This is a genomic window from Streptomyces sp. Act143 (assembly GCF_003143935.1).
In the GTDB taxonomy this organism is placed as follows: domain Bacteria; phylum Actinomycetota; class Actinomycetes; order Streptomycetales; family Streptomycetaceae; genus Streptomyces.
This window is the reverse complement of sequence record NZ_QFRX01000001.1, coordinates 5,804,219-5,820,524: the sequence shown is the minus strand read 5'-3', so window position 1 is coordinate 5,820,524 and position 16,306 is coordinate 5,804,219. Positions and strand designations below refer to the sequence as shown.

The following is a 16,306-nucleotide window of genomic DNA, read 5'->3' as shown; positions in this document are numbered from 1 at the left end:
CTCGTACGAGACGAGGTGACCGCCCTTCAGAACCAACTAGCGACTACTACTGGTTGTACGGACCGTAGTCGTAGTCCTCCAGCGGAACGGCCTGGCCGGAGCCGGTGCCGAACGGCGAGTAGTCGATGTCGTCGTAGCCGACGGCCGAGTACATCGCGGCCTTCGCCTCCTCGGTCGGCTCGACCCGGATGTTGCGGTAGCGGGACAGACCCGTACCGGCCGGGATGAGCTTACCGATGATGACGTTCTCCTTGAGGCCGATGAGGCTGTCGGACTTGGCGTTGATCGCCGCGTCCGTCAGGACTCGGGTCGTCTCCTGGAAGGAGGCGGCCGACAGCCAGGATTCCGTCGCCAGCGAGGCCTTGGTGATACCCATCAGCTGCGGACGACCGGAGGCCGGGTGACCGCCCTCCTGGACCACACGACGGTTCTCGGTCTCGAACTTCGAGCGCTCGACCAGCTCGCCGGGCAGCAGCTCGGCGTCGCCGGACTCGATGATCGTCACGCGGCGGAGCATCTGCCGGATGATGATCTCGATGTGCTTGTCGTGGATCGACACACCCTGCGAGTTGTACACCTTCTGGACCTCGCCGACCAGGTGGACCTGGACGGCACGCTGACCCAGGATGCGCAGCACGTCGTGCGGGTTGGTGGCACCCACAGTGAGCTTCTGGCCCACCTCGACGTGCTCGCCCTCGCTGACCAGGAGACGGGCACGCTTCGAGATCGGGTACGCCGTCTCGTCGCTGCCGTCGTCCGGCGTGATGACGATCTTCTTGGTCTTCTCGGTCTCCTCGATGCGAACGCGACCGCTCGCCTCGGAGATCGGGGCGACACCCTTCGGGGTACGGGCCTCGAAGAGCTCGACGACACGCGGCAGACCCTGCGTGATGTCGTCACCGGCCACACCACCGGTGTGGAAGGTACGCATCGTCAGCTGGGTACCGGGCTCACCGATGGACTGGGCGGCGATGATGCCGACCGCCTCACCGATGTCGACCAGCTTGCCGGTGGCCAGGGAGCGGCCGTAGCACATGGCGCAGGTGCCGACGGCGGACTCACAGGTCAGGACCGAGCGGGTCTTGACCTCGGAGACACCGTGCTTGACCAGCTCGTCGATGAGGACGTCGCCGAGGTCGGTGTTGGCCGGGGCCAGCACCTTGCCGTCGACCGTGATGTCCTCGGCCAGCGCACGGGCGTACACGCTGGTCTCGACGTTGTCGGCCTTGCGCAGCACGCCGTCCGCGCCGACCTCCGCGATCGCGAGCTTGAGACCGCGCTCGGTGCCGCAGTCCTCCTCGCGGATGATGACGTCCTGCGAGACGTCCACCAGACGACGGGTCAGGTAACCCGAGTCGGCGGTACGCAGGGCGGTGTCGGCCAGACCCTTACGGGCACCGTGGGTGGAGATGAAGTACTCCAGCACGGACAGGCCCTCACGGAAGGACGCCTTGATCGGACGCGGGATCGTCTCGTTCTTGGCGTTCGACACCAGACCACGCATACCGGCGATCTGCCGCATCTGCATCATGTTTCCTCGGGCACCCGAGTCAACCATCATGAAGATGGGGTTCGTCTTGGGGAAGTTCTCGTTCATCGCCTCGGCGACCTCGTTGGTCGCCTTGGTCCAGATCGCGATGAGCTCCTGAGTGCGCTCTTCCTTGGTGATCAGACCGCGCTCGTACTGCTTCTGGACCTTCTCGTCCTGCGCCTCGTAGCCGCGGACGATCTCCTTCTTCGCCTCGGGAACGACGACGTCGGAGATGGCGACGGTGACACCGGAACGGGTCGCCCAGTAGAAGCCGGCCGCCTTCAGGTTGTCGAGCGTCGCCGCCACGATGACCTTGGGGTAGCGCTCGGCGAGGTCGTTGACGATCTCGGAGAGCTGCTTCTTGCCGACGGAGTAGTCGACGAACGGGTAGTCCTCGGGCAGCAGCTCGTTGAAGAGCGCGCGGCCCAGGGTCGTACGCAGCCGGAAGCTGTCGCCCGTCTGGTACTCCGGCTCGCCCTCCTCGGCCACCGGCGGCGTCCAGCCACGCGGCGGGATGGTGCCCACCGGGAAGCGGATGTCGACCTGCGACTGCAGCGCCAGCTCGCCGGCGTCGAACGCCATGATCGCCTCGGCCGTGGAGCCGAACGCGCGGCCCTCGCCCTTGGTGTCACGGAGCTCACCGTCGGTGGTGAGGAAGAACAGACCGAGGACCATGTCCTGGGTCGGCATCGTCACCGGACGGCCGTCGGCGGGCTTGAGGATGTTGTTCGAGGACAGCATCAGGATGCGGGCCTCGGCCTGCGCCTCCGCGGACAGCGGCAGGTGCACGGCCATCTGGTCACCGTCGAAGTCCGCGTTGAACGCGGTGCAGACGAGCGGGTGGATCTGGATGGCCTTGCCCTCGACCAGCTGCGGCTCGAAGGCCTGGATGCCGAGGCGGTGCAGGGTGGGAGCACGGTTCAGCAGCACCGGGTGCTCGGCGATGACCTCTTCGAGGACGTCGTACACGACCGTACGGCCGCGCTCCACCATGCGCTTGGCGCTCTTGATGTTCTGCGCGTGGTTCAGGTCGACCAGGCGCTTCATCACGAACGGCTTGAAGAGCTCCAGCGCCATCGCCTTGGGCAGACCGCACTGGTGCAGCTTCAGCTGCGGACCGACGACGATCACGGAACGCGCGGAGTAGTCCACACGCTTGCCGAGCAGGTTCTGACGGAATCGACCCTGCTTGCCCTTCAGCATGTCGCTGAGGGACTTCAGCGGGCGGTTACCGGGACCGGTGACCGGCCGGCCGCGACGACCGTTGTCGAAGAGGGCGTCAACAGCCTCCTGAAGCATGCGCTTCTCGTTGTTGACGATGATCTCGGGCGCACCGAGGTCGAGGAGCCTCTTCAGACGGTTGTTGCGGTTGATCACACGGCGGTACAGGTCGTTCAGGTCGGAGGTCGCGAAGCGGCCACCGTCCAGCTGCACCATCGGGCGAAGGTCCGGCGGGATGACCGGGACGCAGTCGAGGACCATGCCCTTGGGGCTGTTGGAGGTCTGCAGGAACGCAGACACGACCTTCAGCCGCTTCAGCGCACGGGTCTTCTTCTGGCCCTTGCCGGTACGGATGATCTCGCGGAGCTTCTCGGCCTCCTCGTCGAGGTCGAAGGACTCCAGGCGCTTCTGCAGCGCCGCGGCACCCATCGAACCGTCGAAGTACGTGCCGAAGCGGTCACGCAGCTCGCGGTAGAGGAGCTCGTCGCCCTCCAGGTCCTGGACCTTGAGGTTCTTGAAGCGGGTCCACACCTCGTCGAGGCGGTCGATCTCGCGCTGCGCGCGGTCGCGCAGCTGCTTCATCTCACGCTCGGCACCCTCGCGCACCTTGCGGCGCACGTCGGCCTTGGCGCCCTCGGCCTCCAGCTCGGCCAGGTCGCTTTCCAGCTTCTTGGCGCGGGCCTCCAGGTCGGCGTCCCGGCGGTTCTCGATCTGCTGACGCTCCACGGAGACGTGCGCCTCCAGGGAGGGCAGGTCGCGGGTGCGGCGCTCCTCGTCGACGTACGTGATCATGTACGCCGCGAAGTAGATGACCTTCTCCAGGTCCTTCGGGGCGAGGTCGAGCAGGTAGCCCAGCCGCGACGGAACGCCCTTGAAGTACCAGATGTGCGTGACGGGGGCGGCGAGCTCGATGTGGCCCATCCGCTCACGGCGCACCTTGGCGCGAGTGACCTCGACGCCGCAGCGCTCACAGATGATGCCCTTGAAGCGGACACGCTTGTACTTGCCGCAGTAGCACTCCCAGTCCCGGGTCGGACCGAAGATCTTCTCGCAGAAGAGTCCGTCCTTTTCGGGCTTGAGGGTGCGGTAGTTGATGGTCTCGGGCTTCTTGACCTCGCCGTGGCTCCACTGACGGATGTCGTCAGCGGTGGCCAGACCGATCCGGAGCTCATCGAAGAAGTTGACGTCGAGCACTATGCGTCAATCCCTCTCAGGGTTGTAAGTCTTGGGGTCTGAAACGGGGGTCCTGGGGCCGGGGACCTGCTGAACGCAGGCCCCCGGACTCCCGTCAGACCTCTTCGACGCTGCTCGGCTCGCGCCGGGACAGGTCGATGCCGAGCTCCTCCGCAGCGCGGAAGACATCCTCGTCGGTGTCGCGCATCTCGATGGACATGCCGTCCGAGGACAGCACCTCCACGTTGAGGCACAGGGACTGCATTTCCTTGATGAGCACCTTGAAGGACTCGGGAATGCCGGGCTCGGGGATGTTCTCGCCCTTGACGATGGCCTCGTAGACCTTCACGCGGCCGGTGACGTCGTCGGACTTGATGGTCAGCAGCTCCTGGAGGGCGTACGCGGCGCCGTATGCCTCCAGCGCCCACACCTCCATCTCACCGAAGCGCTGGCCACCGAACTGAGCCTTACCACCCAGCGGCTGCTGGGTGATCATCGAGTACGGACCGGTCGAGCGGGCGTGCAGCTTGTCGTCGACCAGGTGGTGCAGCTTCAGGATGTACATGTAGCCGACCGAGATCGGGTCCGGGAACGGCTCACCGCTACGGCCGTCGAACAGCCGCGCCTTACCGGTCGGGAGCACCATGCGCTCGCCGTCGCGGTTCGGGATGGTGTGGTTCAGCAGACCCGCCAGCTCGTCCTCACGCGCACCGTCGAACACCGGGGTGGCGACGTTGGTGCCGGGGGCGACCTGGTCGGCACCGATGTTCTGCAGGCGCTGCGCCCACTCGTCGGCGAGACCGGAGACGTCCCAGCCGCGGCTGGCGAGCCAGCCGAGGTGGATCTCCAGGACCTGTCCCGGGTTCATTCGGGACGGCACACCGAGCGGGTTGAGGATGATGTCGACCGGAGTTCCGTCCTCGAGGAACGGCATGTCCTCGATCGGAAGGATCTTCGAGATAACACCCTTGTTGCCGTGGCGGCCGGCGAGCTTGTCACCGTCCGTGATCTTGCGCTTCTGCGCCACGTAGACACGAACCAGTTGGTTCACGCCCGGCGGCAGCTCGTCGCCTTCCTCACGGTCGAAGACGCGGACGCCGATGACCTTGCCGATCTCGCCGTGCGGCACCTTCAGGGAGGTGTCACGGACCTCGCGCGCCTTCTCACCGAAGATCGCGCGGAGCAGGCGCTCCTCGGGGGTCAGCTCGGTCTCACCCTTGGGCGTGACCTTGCCGACGAGGATGTCGCCGGCGACGACCTCGGCACCGATCCGGATGATGCCGCGCTCGTCGAGGTCGGCGAGGACCTCCTCGGAGACGTTCGGGATGTCCCGGGTGATCTCCTCGGGGCCGAGCTTGGTGTCACGGGCGTCGACCTCGTGCTCCTCGATGTGGATCGAGGAGAGGACGTCGTCCTGCACGAGGCGCTGCGACAGGATGATCGCGTCCTCGTAGTTGTGACCCTCCCACGGCATGAACGCCACGAGCAGGTTCTTGCCCAGCGCCATCTCGCCGTTCTCGGTGGCCGGACCGTCGGCCAGGACCTGGCCCTCGATGATCCGGTCGCCCTCGTTGACGATGACCTTCTGGTTGACCGAGGTGCCCTGGTTGGAGCGGGCGAACTTGGCCAGGCGGTACGTGATGTACGTGCCGTCGTCGTTGGCGGTGGTGATGTAGTCCGCGGAGACCTCCTGGACCACACCCGCCTTCTCGGCCTTGACCACGTCACCGGCGTCGACGGCGGAGCGGTACTCCATGCCGGTGCCGACGAGCGGGGCCTCGGACTTAATCAGCGGCACGGCCTGACGCATCATGTTCGCGCCCATGAGGGCACGGTTGGCGTCGTCGTGCTCGAGGAACGGGATCATGGCGGTCGCGACCGACACCATCTGGCGCGGCGAGACGTCCATGTAGTCCACGTCGTCACCGGGGACGTAGTCGACCTCGCCGCCACGACGGCGGACCAGGACGCGGTTCTCGGTGAAGCGCATGCCGTCGTCGAGCGTGGCGTTGGCCTGCGCGATGACGAATCGGTCCTCTTCGTCGGCCGTCAGGTAGTCGACCTCGTCGGTGACGACACCGTCGACGACCTTGCGGTACGGCGTCTCCACGAAACCGAACGCGTTGACGCGGCCGTAGGAGGCGAGCGAACCGATCAGACCGATGTTCGGGCCTTCGGGCGTCTCGATCGGGCACATACGGCCGTAGTGAGACGGGTGCACGTCACGGACCTCGAAGCCGGCCCGCTCACGGGAGAGACCACCCGGGCCAAGAGCCGACAGACGGCGCTTGTGGGTGAGACCCGACAGCGGGTTGTTCTGGTCCATGAACTGCGACAGCTGGCTGGTGCCGAAGAACTCCTTGATGGAGGCGACGACCGGCCGGATGTTGATCAGGGTCTGCGGCGTGATCGCCTCGACGTCCTGGGTCGTCATGCGCTCACGGACGACGCGCTCCATACGAGCCAGACCCGTACGGACCTGGTTCTGGATGAGCTCGCCGACGCTGCGCAGACGACGGTTGCCGAAGTGGTCGATGTCGTCGGTCTCGACGACGATGCTCGTACCCCGGTCGCCGACCGTCTCGGTCTCGCCCGCGTGCAGCTTCACCAGGTACTTGATCGTCGAGATGATGTCCTCGACGGTCAGGATGCCCGCGTCCAGCGGAGCGTCCGCACCCAGCTTCTTGTTGACCTTGTAGCGGCCGACCTTGGCGAGGTCGTAGCGCTTGGGGTTGAAGTAGAGGTTCTCGAGCAGCGTCTGCGCGGCCTCACGCGTGGGGGGCTCGCCCGGACGCAGCTTGCGGTAGATGTCGAGCAGCGCGTCGTCCTGGCCCTGGGTGTGGTCCTTCTCCAGGGTGGCGCGCATGGACTCGTACTCGCCGAACTCCTCCAGGATCTGCTCGGTCGTCCAACCGAGAGCCTTGAGCAGGACGGTCACGGACTGCTTGCGCTTGCGGTCGATGCGCACACCGACCATGTCGCGCTTGTCGATCTCCATCTCCAGCCAGGCACCCCGGGACGGGATGATCTTGGCGGAGAAGATGTCCTTGTCGGACGTCTTGTCGATGGAGGAGTCGAAGTAGACACCCGGCGAACGGACCAGCTGCGACACCACGACACGCTCGGTGCCGTTGATGACGAAGGTGCCCTTGTGGGTCATGAGCGGGAAGTCGCCCATGAAGACCGTCTGGGACTTGATCTCGCCGGTCTCGTTGTTGGTGAACTCGGCCGTCACGAAGAGCGGGGCCGCGTACGTGAAGTCGCGGTCCTTGCACTCGTCGATGCTGTTCTTCGGCGGCTCGAAACGGTGGTCACGGAACGTCAGCGACATCGACCCGGAGAAGTCCTCGATCGGGGAGATCTCCTCGAAGATCTCCTCCAGACCGGACTTGGTGGGGACGTCCTGACCGGACTCCAGAGCCTCCTCGACCCGACTCTGCCAGGCGGTGTTCCCGAGCAGCCAGTCAAAGCTCTCGGTCTGCAGCGCGAGCAGGTTCGGAACCTCGAGAGGCTCCTTGATCTTTGCAAAGGAGATGCGCAGCGGGGCGGTGCTGGCGCCGTTGTTCATATTCGCGGTCGAGGCGTTGCGCGAGGCGGCCAAGAGGGGGTCCTTCCGAGGGCTCGGACTCACTACGCGCGTACCGGTCCCTCTCCGGCGCATGAAGACAGAAATCCCAGGTCAGGGAAGTTCGGTCGTCGTTGCTGAGGCGAGGGCAGACCCCTGGTGACGGGCAGGGGACAGCTAACAGGCAGCGCAAAGGGTCAGTGTAGCCACTTGGCGCACTGATGTCCAGCCCCGATTTTCTTTGACCCTCGTCACCCTCAACGCCTTCGGCACGCCTGCCCTCAACGCACGTTGATACTGCCCTCTTCGTCGCCGATCCATGCCTCGGATTCGGACCGTTCTGGCGACGCGTCCTGAGAATTGCGCGCTGCGTGCGGTTCGTCAAGGCCTGTCTCGCCCAAACCGGTCGCCACCTGGGGTGCTCGGACGCACGGCGAAGATCACCATACCCCTCGCGTCCTCGGGCACAACTCAACCGCCACTGGAACCCCGGGAACGCCGAAGAGCGACCACCCGGATGGATGATCGCTCTTCAGCGCTACTGCGTTACAGGCCCGGTGGGCCTGCGAAAGGTCTTACTTGACCTCGACGGACGCGCCCGCGGCCTTGAGGGACTCGGCGGCCTTGTCAGCGGCCTCCTTGTTGACCTTCTCGAGGACCGGCTTCGGGGTGCCGTCGACGAGGTCCTTGGCCTCCTTCAGACCCAGGGAGGTCAGCTCACGCACGACCTTGATGACCTGGATCTTCTTCTCGCCGGCGCCGGTGAGGATGACGTCGAACTCGTCCTTCTCCTCGACGGCCTCGGCACCACCGGCGGCACCGCCGGCAGCCGGGGCGGCGACGACGGCCGCGGCGGCGGCAGTGACGTCGAACTTCTCCTCGAACGCCTTCACGAACTCGGAGAGCTGGATGAGGGTCATGCCCTCGAACTCGGCGAGCAGTTCGTCCTGGGTGAGAGCCATGATGGCTTCCTTCCAAATCAATTCGGCTGGTGCCGGATGTACATGTATGGCGGGCGTACGTTCGGCCCGCTACGACCACTCCCTGAGACGCACAGCCTCAGGCGGCGGTCATGATGCGAGCCGAATTACTCGGCACCGCCCTGCTCGTCCTGCTTGGCGCGAAGGGCGTCCACGGTGCGGACGAGCTTCGTCGGGAGCGCCTGGAAGAGCTGCGCAGCCTGCGTCTGCTTGCCCTTCATGGCACCCGCCAGCTTGGCGAGCAGAACCTCGCGGGACTCAAGGTCCGCAAGCTTCTTGATCTCGTCGGCGGAGAGCGCCTTGCCGTCAAGGACACCGCCCTTGATGACGAGATTCGGGTTGTCCTTGGCGAAGTCACGAAGACCCTTCGCCGACTCCACCGGGTCACCGGTGACGAAGGCGACGGCAGTCGGACCAGCGAAGAGCTGGTCGTCCAGCGTGATCCCGGCCTCGTTGGCCGCAATCTTGGTCAGCGTGTTCTTCACCACGGCGTACTGGGCGTTCTCACCGAGAGAACGACGCAGCGTCTTGAGCTGCGCCACGGTGAGACCCCGGTACTCGGTCAGCACGGCGGCGTTCGAGCTGCGGAACTTGTCCGTGAGCTCGGCTACCGCGGCAGCCTTGTCGGGCGTCGGCATAAAGCGTCAGCCTCCTTCCGGGTGATGAGGACCGCGCGGACCCGAAGGAGGACTGAAGAAAACGAAACGCCCCGGCGCAGGCGCACGGGGCGTAGCTCGACCGTCATGGAGAACCATCCGGGAGCAACTTCCACAGTCACCTGCGCGGGTCGTCCGCAGTTCTGCGGATCCTTCGGCCACCGCACTCTCGGAGCGAGCGCACGGCAACGACCAGCGGTCTTTGGCTTCTGTAGGAGAGTACGTGACCGGATCGCCGTCAGGCAAATCCGGTCCTGCGGTGATCAGCCGCTCTGGGCTTCCTTCATCATCTCGGCGAGGTCGACGGTGTCCTTGGCGGGCGGCGCCGAGACCGTGACCGGCTTGTTGATGTCGAGGAAGGTGACCGTCAGGTCGAGCTGGCCCTTGTCGGCGTCGCCCTTCATGCGGAACTGCTTGGTGTGGTCCGCACCGTCGATCCACATGTCCATCGTGAGCTTGTCGACGCCCATCTTCTCGTACTGCTCGACGCTCTTCTCGCGCTTCTCGCGGGTCGCCTTGTCCTCGTCCTTGAAGGAGTCGCGGAGCGCGTCGAGGGTGAGGGTGCCCGTGTAGTGGGTGGTCTCGACCCCGTCGACCTTCTCGGTGCCGACCTTCTTCACGTCCTTGGCGCCGGTCATGAAGGTGGACTCGGCCGCCGGGTTCTGCTCGGCCTGTCCGGCGCCGGCGGCGCCCCCGCCGAGCTGCTCGTCGCTGAGCGCGGACAGGTCGAACTTCATCCAGGTCTTGCCGTCCATCTCCTTGGCCATCTCGGGGTTCCCGCCGATGTACATGGCCTTGTCGACGAGCCGGATCTCCGCGGAGCCGTCCTTGCCCTGGTCCAGCGCCGTCATCTTCATGCTCATGGCGATGCTGGGCTTGATCCGCATCGAGGCCTCGGCCTTGATCCGCCCCTGCTCCGGGTACGTGCCCGTCATCCGGTACCGCAGGGACGAGATGTCGTCCGAGTTCTTCGCCGCCTTGGCCACCGCGGCGGCCGGCGTCATCTTCGGCGACTCCTCGGACGCGGACTCCCCCTTGGAACAGCTCACCGCACCGGCGGCGAGGGCGACGGCGGCGAGCCCCACGCCGATCGTCCGGGAGCGCGCGGAACGTCGTACAGAAAACCCCATCGATTCCCCCCAAGGAACACAATGAACATGCCGAGCATGCGGCACATGCTGAACACATGGTCGATTCACAGCCGAGCCGCGAGCCTAACCGATGGGGGGTAAGCGGTCTCCTGAATTCCGTGTGGCTCAGGAGGTGGTTCCGGCCACGGTGCCGCCCTGCTTCTCCAGCAGCTTCTTGAAGTCCTCGGTGTCGCTCGCCGGGGGTTCTTCGGCCGAGACCTTCACTCCGTAGTCGCTGTAGTAGGCGGTCTGGGTCAGCTCTCCGGTGGCCATCTGGCCCTTCTCCACCTTCTTGACCAGGAGGTCCTGGTCGTCGACCCAGATGTCGACGGTCTCGGTGGTGACCCCGGCCTGTTCGAGCTGCTTCTTCAGGTCGGCGAGCTGGCTCGCGCTGAGGCTGGAGTTCTTGCCGGCGAGGTCGGCGACGTCGACGGTGCCCGAATAGTGCGTGGTGTCCTTGCCGCGGACCTTCTCCTCGCCGACCTTCTTCACGTCCCCGGAGGCCAGCAGGAGCTTCACCGACTGGTTGGGGGTGGTGTTCTGCATCTGGTCCTTGAGGTACGCGCCGGAGCCGCCCGCGAGGTCCGCGAGGTCGTCGTAGTCGTACTTGATCCAGTGCTTGCCGCCGGCCTGCCGGGCGAACGCGTCGCCCATCTTGGCGTAGTAGGCGTCGGGGAGGTACCGGGCCTCCATCTTGGTGGTGCCCAGCTGGCGCATGGTGTCGGCCATGGTGCCGCCGGTGTACTCGATGGTGAGGGTGCCGGAGATGCCGTCGGCCCAGCCGAGGGCGCCGTCGGCGGTCATGGACATCATCGAGCCCATGACGGTCGTGGACTCGACCTGGGCGGAGTCGGCGGCGTCGGTGGACTTCTCGGCGGAGCGCAGCGCGGCTATCGGGCTGACCTTGGTGACGCCCCCGCCGCTCCCCGAGGCCCGGTCGTCCTGGTCGGAACCCCCCGAGTCCCCCGACGAACAGGCCGCCAGGCCCGTCAGCGCGGTCGTCGCGGCGATCGCGAGAGCCATCCGGCGCACACTCGTGCTCTTCATTCGTCCCACCCCCATGTGATTCCTGTTCCGCACGTTAGCGCGGGGCACTGACACACGTACCCGGAAATGGGACGGGCCCCGCACCTCGAAAGGTTGCGGGGCCCGGACCTGACTTCGGTGAGCCGTGAGACTCAGACCGCGGCCGGGTCCTCCTCGACGAGGAGGTTGCGGGTGCGGTTCGGGTCGACCGGAATGCCGGGGCCGATCGTGGTGCTGATCGCGGCCTTCTTGATGTAGCGACCCTTGGCGGCGGACGGCTTCAGACGGAGGATCTCCTCCAGCGCGGCGCCGTAGTTCTCCACCAGCTTGCTGTCGTCGAACGACGTCTTGCCGATGATGAAGTGCAGGTTCGAGTGCTTGTCGACGCGGAACTCGATCTTGCCGCCCTTGATGTCGTTGACAGCCTTGGCGACGTCCGGGGTCACGGTGCCGGTCTTCGGGTTCGGCATGAGACCACGGGGGCCGAGGACGCGGCCGAGACGGCCGACCTTGCCCATGAGGTCCGGGGTGGCGACGACGGCGTCGAAGTCCAGACGGCCCTTCGACACCTCGTCGATGAGCTCGTCGGCGCCGACGATGTCGGCGCCCGCGGCACGCGCGGCCTCGGCACGGTCACCGGTCGCGAAGACCAGGACCCGGGCGGTCTTACCGGTGCCGTGCGGAAGGTTCACGGTGCCACGGACCATCTGGTCGGCCTTGCGCGGGTCGACACCCAGACGGAAGGCGACCTCGACGGTGCCGTCGAACTTGGTCGTGGAGGTCTCCTTGGCGAGACGGACGGCCTCGAGCGGGGCGTAGAGCTTGTCCCGGTCGACCTTGGCGTCCGCAGCGCGGAGAGACTTGCTGCGCTTGCTCACTGCTTCTCCTGGTGAGTCTTAGGAGTCGTGGTCCGGGCCGAGCAGGCCCTGCCACTTCTGCTGATGTACGGGTGTTGGGGCTCAGCCCTCGACGACGACGCCCATGGAACGCGCGGTACCGGCGATGATCTTCGCGGCGGCGTCCAGGTCGTTGGCGTTGAGGTCGGGGAGCTTGGTGGTGGCGATCTCGCGGACCTGCGCCTCGGTGATCTTGGCGACCTTGGTCTTGTGCGGCTCGCCGGAGCCCTTCTCGATACCCGCGGCCTTGAGGATCATCTTCGCGGCCGGCGGCGTCTTGGTGATGAAGGTGAAGGAGCGGTCCTCGTAGACCGTGATCTCCACCGGGATCACCCAGCCACGCTGCGACTCGGTCGCGGCGTTGTAGGCCTTGCAGAACTCCATGATGTTCACGCCGTGCTGACCCAGCGCGGGGCCGACCGGCGGGGCCGGGTTGGCGGCGCCGGCCTGGATCTGGAGCTTGATGAGCCCCGTGACCTTCTTCTTCTTGGGAGGCATGCTCTCTCCGGGTCCTTACTGAGAGTTGGTTACCACCTGCGTCATTCGGATGAATCATCAGGCAGATGGCATACCGCACCACGATAGCCGCTCTGCCCCCAGGACATGAAATCGGCAGCTCAGGACCGGGGTGACGACCACGGTGAGAAGGGCGGCCGACCTCGCAGGACGGCGACCAGGGTGCCCAGCGCGAAGATCAGCAGGATCACGACGGGCAGGGAGAGCGCGGCGGTGATGGCGCCGACGTAGCCGTACCCGCCGTCCTCGGCGGCCCGTGTCGGGTCCGAGGGCAGGTACCGGACGACGATCGGCTTGCCGTTCCGCGAGACCTTGTTCTCCCGGGTCTCGGTGAGGGCCGGCAGATCGGCCTCCACCCGCTTGCCGTCGACGTCGAGCTCGACCCAGCAGCGGTGCCGCCAGCAGTTGGCACCGTCGGCGTGGAAGGTCCCCACGGCGCGGACCCCGTCCTGCACCTCGGCGACCCGCTGCCACTGGGTGACGCCCACGAGGACCGGGGCGGCGGCGAAGACGGCCGCCAGCACGAAGAAGACGAAGGGCACACGGAAACGGCGAAGACGCCCCTGACCGGAATCCACCGGCGGGGCGCCCTCACTGCGTATGTCGGCCAACGACGGGCCTGATTCAGTTCTTCTGAATCTGGTCGAAGGACAGCTCGACCGGGGTCTCACGCCCGAAGATCTCGACGAGACCCTTGACCTTCTTCGAGTCGGCGTTGATCTCGTTGATCGTGGCCTGCAGCGTGGCGAACGGGCCGTCGGTGACGGTGACCGAGTCGCCGACCTCGAAGTCCAGGACCTGGACCTCGACCTTGCGCTGCGGCGCGGGCTTGCCCTCGGCCTCGGCGGCCTCGCGGGCGGCCTTCTCCTCGGCCTCCGGGGCGAGCATCTTCACGATCTCGTCCAGGGTCAGCGGGTACGGGTCGTAGGCGTTGCCCACGAAGCCGGTGACGCCGGGCGTGTTGCGGACGACACCCCAGGACTCGTTCGTCAGGTCCATGCGCACCAGCACGTAGCCGGGGAGCTTGTTCTGACGGATCGTCTTGCGGTCGCCGTTCTTGATCTGGACGACCTCTTCCTGCGGCACCTCGGCCTGGAAGATGTAGTCCTCGACGTTCAGCGAGACGGCGCGCTGCTCGAGGTTGGTCTTCACGCGGTTCTCGTAACCGGCGTAGGTGTGGATGACGTACCACTCGCCGGGGAGGGTGCGCAGTTCCTCGCGCAGGGCGGCGACGGGGTCGACCGGCTCGGCCGGCTCCTCCTCGACAGCCTCTTCCTCGTCCTCGACGTCCTCGACGTCGCCGCCGGACTCGTCCTCGGCGTCCTCGTCCTCGACGTGGAGGGCGGCTTCCTCGGCGGGCTCGCCGGCCTCTTCATCGGCAGCCTCGAACTCGTCCAGGTCCTCGTCCGCGCCCTCGACGATGTCGAGCTCGTCTTCCACGGACTCGTCCGGCTCGATGGCGTCGTTCAGGTTCTGGTCAGACACGGTGGCTGCTTCTTCCTGGATACATAGGGGTGGAACATGCGAAAGGGGCGCCGGTAACCACGGCGCCCTTCGCGACTTTGCTCAGCCGAAGACGTACTTGGCGGCGTGATTGAGTCCATAGTCAATCACGGTGACCAGGCCGATCATGACGATCACGAAGACGATCACCACGGTCGTGTACGTCGTCAGCTGGCTGCGCGTAGGCCAGACGACCTTGCGAAGCTCTGCGACGATCTGCCGGTAGAAGATGCCGAGTCGCTTCAGCGGGCCCTTCTTGGCGCGCTTACCGCCCTTACGGGCCTTCTTCTTCGACTCCGGCGCCTCGTCCTGGGCGTCAGGCGTGTCGATGGAGCCCACGGCGTCCGCCATTCGTCCTCACCTGTTCCCGGGTCGTGGCCGTGCCGCGCCCGGTCTGAGCCGCACGGCGGTGCATTGCTGTACGTACATGCGCACACATCCTGGCGAAGGTGTGTGTAGCAGGGCCGGAGGGACTTGAACCCCCAACCGCCGGTTTTGGAGACCGGTGCTCTACCAATTGAGCTACGACCCTTTGTGGTTCCCCCCAAACGTACCGCATCCGCCCGGGTGCTCGGTGTGCACCGGATGAGTGCGGCCGCTGTGAGGCCAACGAGGTGAGAGTGTACGTGCTCCGGAGCCCAGCGTCGAACAGAAAGGGCCTGTGGGGACTGCGATGGCCGAAGATCGTCCCGCCGGCACCCGGAACACGGCCGAAGATCACCCAGGCCACCGCGCCAATACCCGTGTGAATCCGGACGGTTGTTCAGTCGCTGTTCAGTCTGTGAAACCCGCGTGCCGGGGGCGTTTCCGGTCTGAAACGATGGGTCCCATGAGCGCTGCAACCCCTCCCACCGAGCGCCGGGTCTCCGCCCGAGTCGGCGCGATCTCCGAGTCCGCCACCCTCGCCGTGGACGCCAAGGCCAAGGCCCTGAAGGCCGCCGGGCGCCCGGTGATCGGCTTCGGCGCCGGTGAGCCCGACTTCCCGACCCCGGACTACATCGTCCAGGCCGCCATCGAGGCCTGCTCCAACCCGAAGTACCACCGGTACACGCCGGCCGGCGGTCTCCCCGAGCTGAAGGCCGCGATCGCCGCGAAGACCCTGCGCGACTCCGGCTACGAGGTCGACGCGAGCCAGGTCCTCGTCACCAACGGCGGCAAGCAGGCCATCTACGAGGCCTTCGCCGCGATCCTCGACCCGGGCGACGAGGTCATCGTCCCGGCCCCGTACTGGACGACGTACCCGGAGTCGATCCGCCTCGCCGGCGGTGTCCCGGTCGAGGTCGTCGCGGACGAGACCACCGGCTACCGGGTCAGCGTGGAGCAGCTCGAAGCGGCGCGCACGGAGAACACGAAGGTCCTCCTCTTCGTCTCCCCGTCCAACCCGACCGGCGCCGTCTACACCCGCGCGCAGATCGAGGAGATCGGCCGCTGGGCCGCCGAGAAGGGCCTGTGGGTCCTGACCGACGAGATCTACGAGCACCTGGTCTACGGCGACGCCGAGTTCCACTCGCTGCCGGTGGTCGTGCCCGAGCTGGCCGACAAGACCATCGTCGTCAACGGTGTGGCGAAGACGTACGCCATGACGGGCTGGCGCGTGGGCTGGGTCATCGGCCCGAAGGACGTGGTCAAGGCCGCGACGAACCTCCAGTCGCACGCCACCTCGAACGTGTCGAACGTCGCCCAGGTGGCCGCCCTCGCCGCCGTCTCCGGTGACCTGTCGGCCGTCGAGAAGATGAAGGAGGCCTTCGACCGCCGCCGCAAGACGATCGTGCGGATGCTCAACGAGATCGACGGCGTGCTCTGCCCCGAGCCCGAGGGCGCCTTCTACGCCTACCCGTCGGTCAAGGCCCTGATCGGCAAGGAGATCCGCGGCAAGCGCCCGCAGAACTCGGTCGAGCTGGCCGCGCTGATCCTGGAGGAGGCCGAGGTCGCGGTCGTCCCGGGTGAGGCCTTCGGCACGCCGGGCTACCTGCGCCTGTCGTACGCGCTGGGCGACGAGGACCTGGTCGAGGGTGTCTCGCGGATCCAGAAGCTGCTGGCCGAGGCCCGCGACTGACGTTCCGCCCCGGAGGACCGCCTGCCGAGGTCGGCAGGCGGTCCTCTGTCGTT

Annotated in this window: 12 protein-coding genes and 1 tRNA gene; 1 reads left to right on the top strand and 12 read right to left on the bottom strand. The window is 66.4% G+C overall.

What is annotated here, in order from left to right; translation table 11 throughout:
- Positions 1–46: 46 nt before the first annotated feature.
- The 12 genes from DI272_RS26465 to DI272_RS26405 all read right to left on the bottom strand — a co-directional run bounded on the left by DI272_RS26465 (position 47) and on the right by DI272_RS26405 (position 14,729).
- The gene (locus DI272_RS26465) at positions 47–3,946 is read right to left on the bottom strand and encodes a DNA-directed RNA polymerase subunit beta' (protein WP_109497752.1); all 3,900 of its coding nucleotides are present in this window, start codon (positions 3,944–3,946) and stop codon (positions 47–49) included.
- A 94-nt stretch (positions 3,947–4,040) separates the two neighbouring features.
- The gene (rpoB, locus tag DI272_RS26460) at positions 4,041–7,526 is read right to left on the bottom strand and encodes a DNA-directed RNA polymerase subunit beta (RefSeq protein ID WP_109497751.1); all 3,486 of its coding nucleotides are present in this window, start codon (positions 7,524–7,526) and stop codon (positions 4,041–4,043) included.
- A 539-nt stretch (positions 7,527–8,065) separates the two neighbouring features.
- Complete coding sequence (gene rplL, locus DI272_RS26450; RefSeq protein WP_109501050.1) at positions 8,066–8,455, bottom strand: 50S ribosomal protein L7/L12; 390 nt, start codon at positions 8,453–8,455, stop codon at positions 8,066–8,068.
- A gap of 122 nt (positions 8,456–8,577) precedes the next feature.
- Entirely contained in the window at positions 8,578–9,108 is a 531-nt protein-coding gene (gene rplJ, locus DI272_RS26445) for a 50S ribosomal protein L10 (RefSeq protein WP_109497750.1), read from the bottom strand.
- Between the two features lie 281 nt (positions 9,109–9,389).
- Positions 9,390–10,256: a DUF1396 domain-containing protein gene (locus DI272_RS26440; RefSeq protein WP_109497749.1), complete on the bottom strand. Its 867-nt coding sequence runs from the start codon at positions 10,254–10,256 to the stop codon at positions 9,390–9,392.
- Between the two features lie 126 nt (positions 10,257–10,382).
- A complete protein-coding gene (locus tag DI272_RS26435; RefSeq protein ID WP_109497748.1) occupies positions 10,383–11,303 on the bottom strand; it encodes a hypothetical protein in 921 nt (306 codons plus the stop codon).
- A 131-nt stretch (positions 11,304–11,434) separates the two neighbouring features.
- On the bottom strand, positions 11,435–12,160 hold the full coding sequence (gene rplA / locus DI272_RS26430; protein ID WP_109497747.1) for a 50S ribosomal protein L1: 726 nt from the start codon (positions 12,158–12,160) through the stop codon (positions 11,435–11,437).
- A gap of 81 nt (positions 12,161–12,241) precedes the next feature.
- On the bottom strand, positions 12,242–12,676 hold the full coding sequence (gene rplK / locus DI272_RS26425) for a 50S ribosomal protein L11 (protein WP_079312374.1): 435 nt from the start codon (positions 12,674–12,676) through the stop codon (positions 12,242–12,244).
- A gap of 119 nt (positions 12,677–12,795) precedes the next feature.
- Positions 12,796–13,236, bottom strand: a complete 441-nt coding sequence (locus DI272_RS26420) for a hypothetical protein (protein ID WP_109497746.1) — start codon at positions 13,234–13,236, stop codon at positions 12,796–12,798.
- A gap of 82 nt (positions 13,237–13,318) precedes the next feature.
- Complete coding sequence (nusG, locus tag DI272_RS26415; RefSeq protein ID WP_109497745.1) at positions 13,319–14,179, bottom strand: transcription termination/antitermination protein NusG; 861 nt, start codon at positions 14,177–14,179, stop codon at positions 13,319–13,321.
- Positions 14,180–14,260: 81 nt separating this feature from the next.
- Positions 14,261–14,548, bottom strand: coding sequence for a preprotein translocase subunit SecE (gene secE / locus DI272_RS26410; RefSeq protein ID WP_109497744.1), 288 nt, complete (start codon positions 14,546–14,548; stop codon positions 14,261–14,263).
- A 108-nt stretch (positions 14,549–14,656) separates the two neighbouring features.
- Positions 14,657–14,729 (bottom strand) — tRNA-Trp (locus DI272_RS26405).
- 297 nt (positions 14,730–15,026) lie between these two features.
- On the opposite strand from DI272_RS26405, the gene DI272_RS26400 reads away from it, so the two are divergent.
- Complete coding sequence (locus tag DI272_RS26400) at positions 15,027–16,253, top strand: pyridoxal phosphate-dependent aminotransferase (protein WP_109497743.1); 1,227 nt, start codon at positions 15,027–15,029, stop codon at positions 16,251–16,253.
- Positions 16,254–16,306 lie beyond the last annotated feature (53 nt).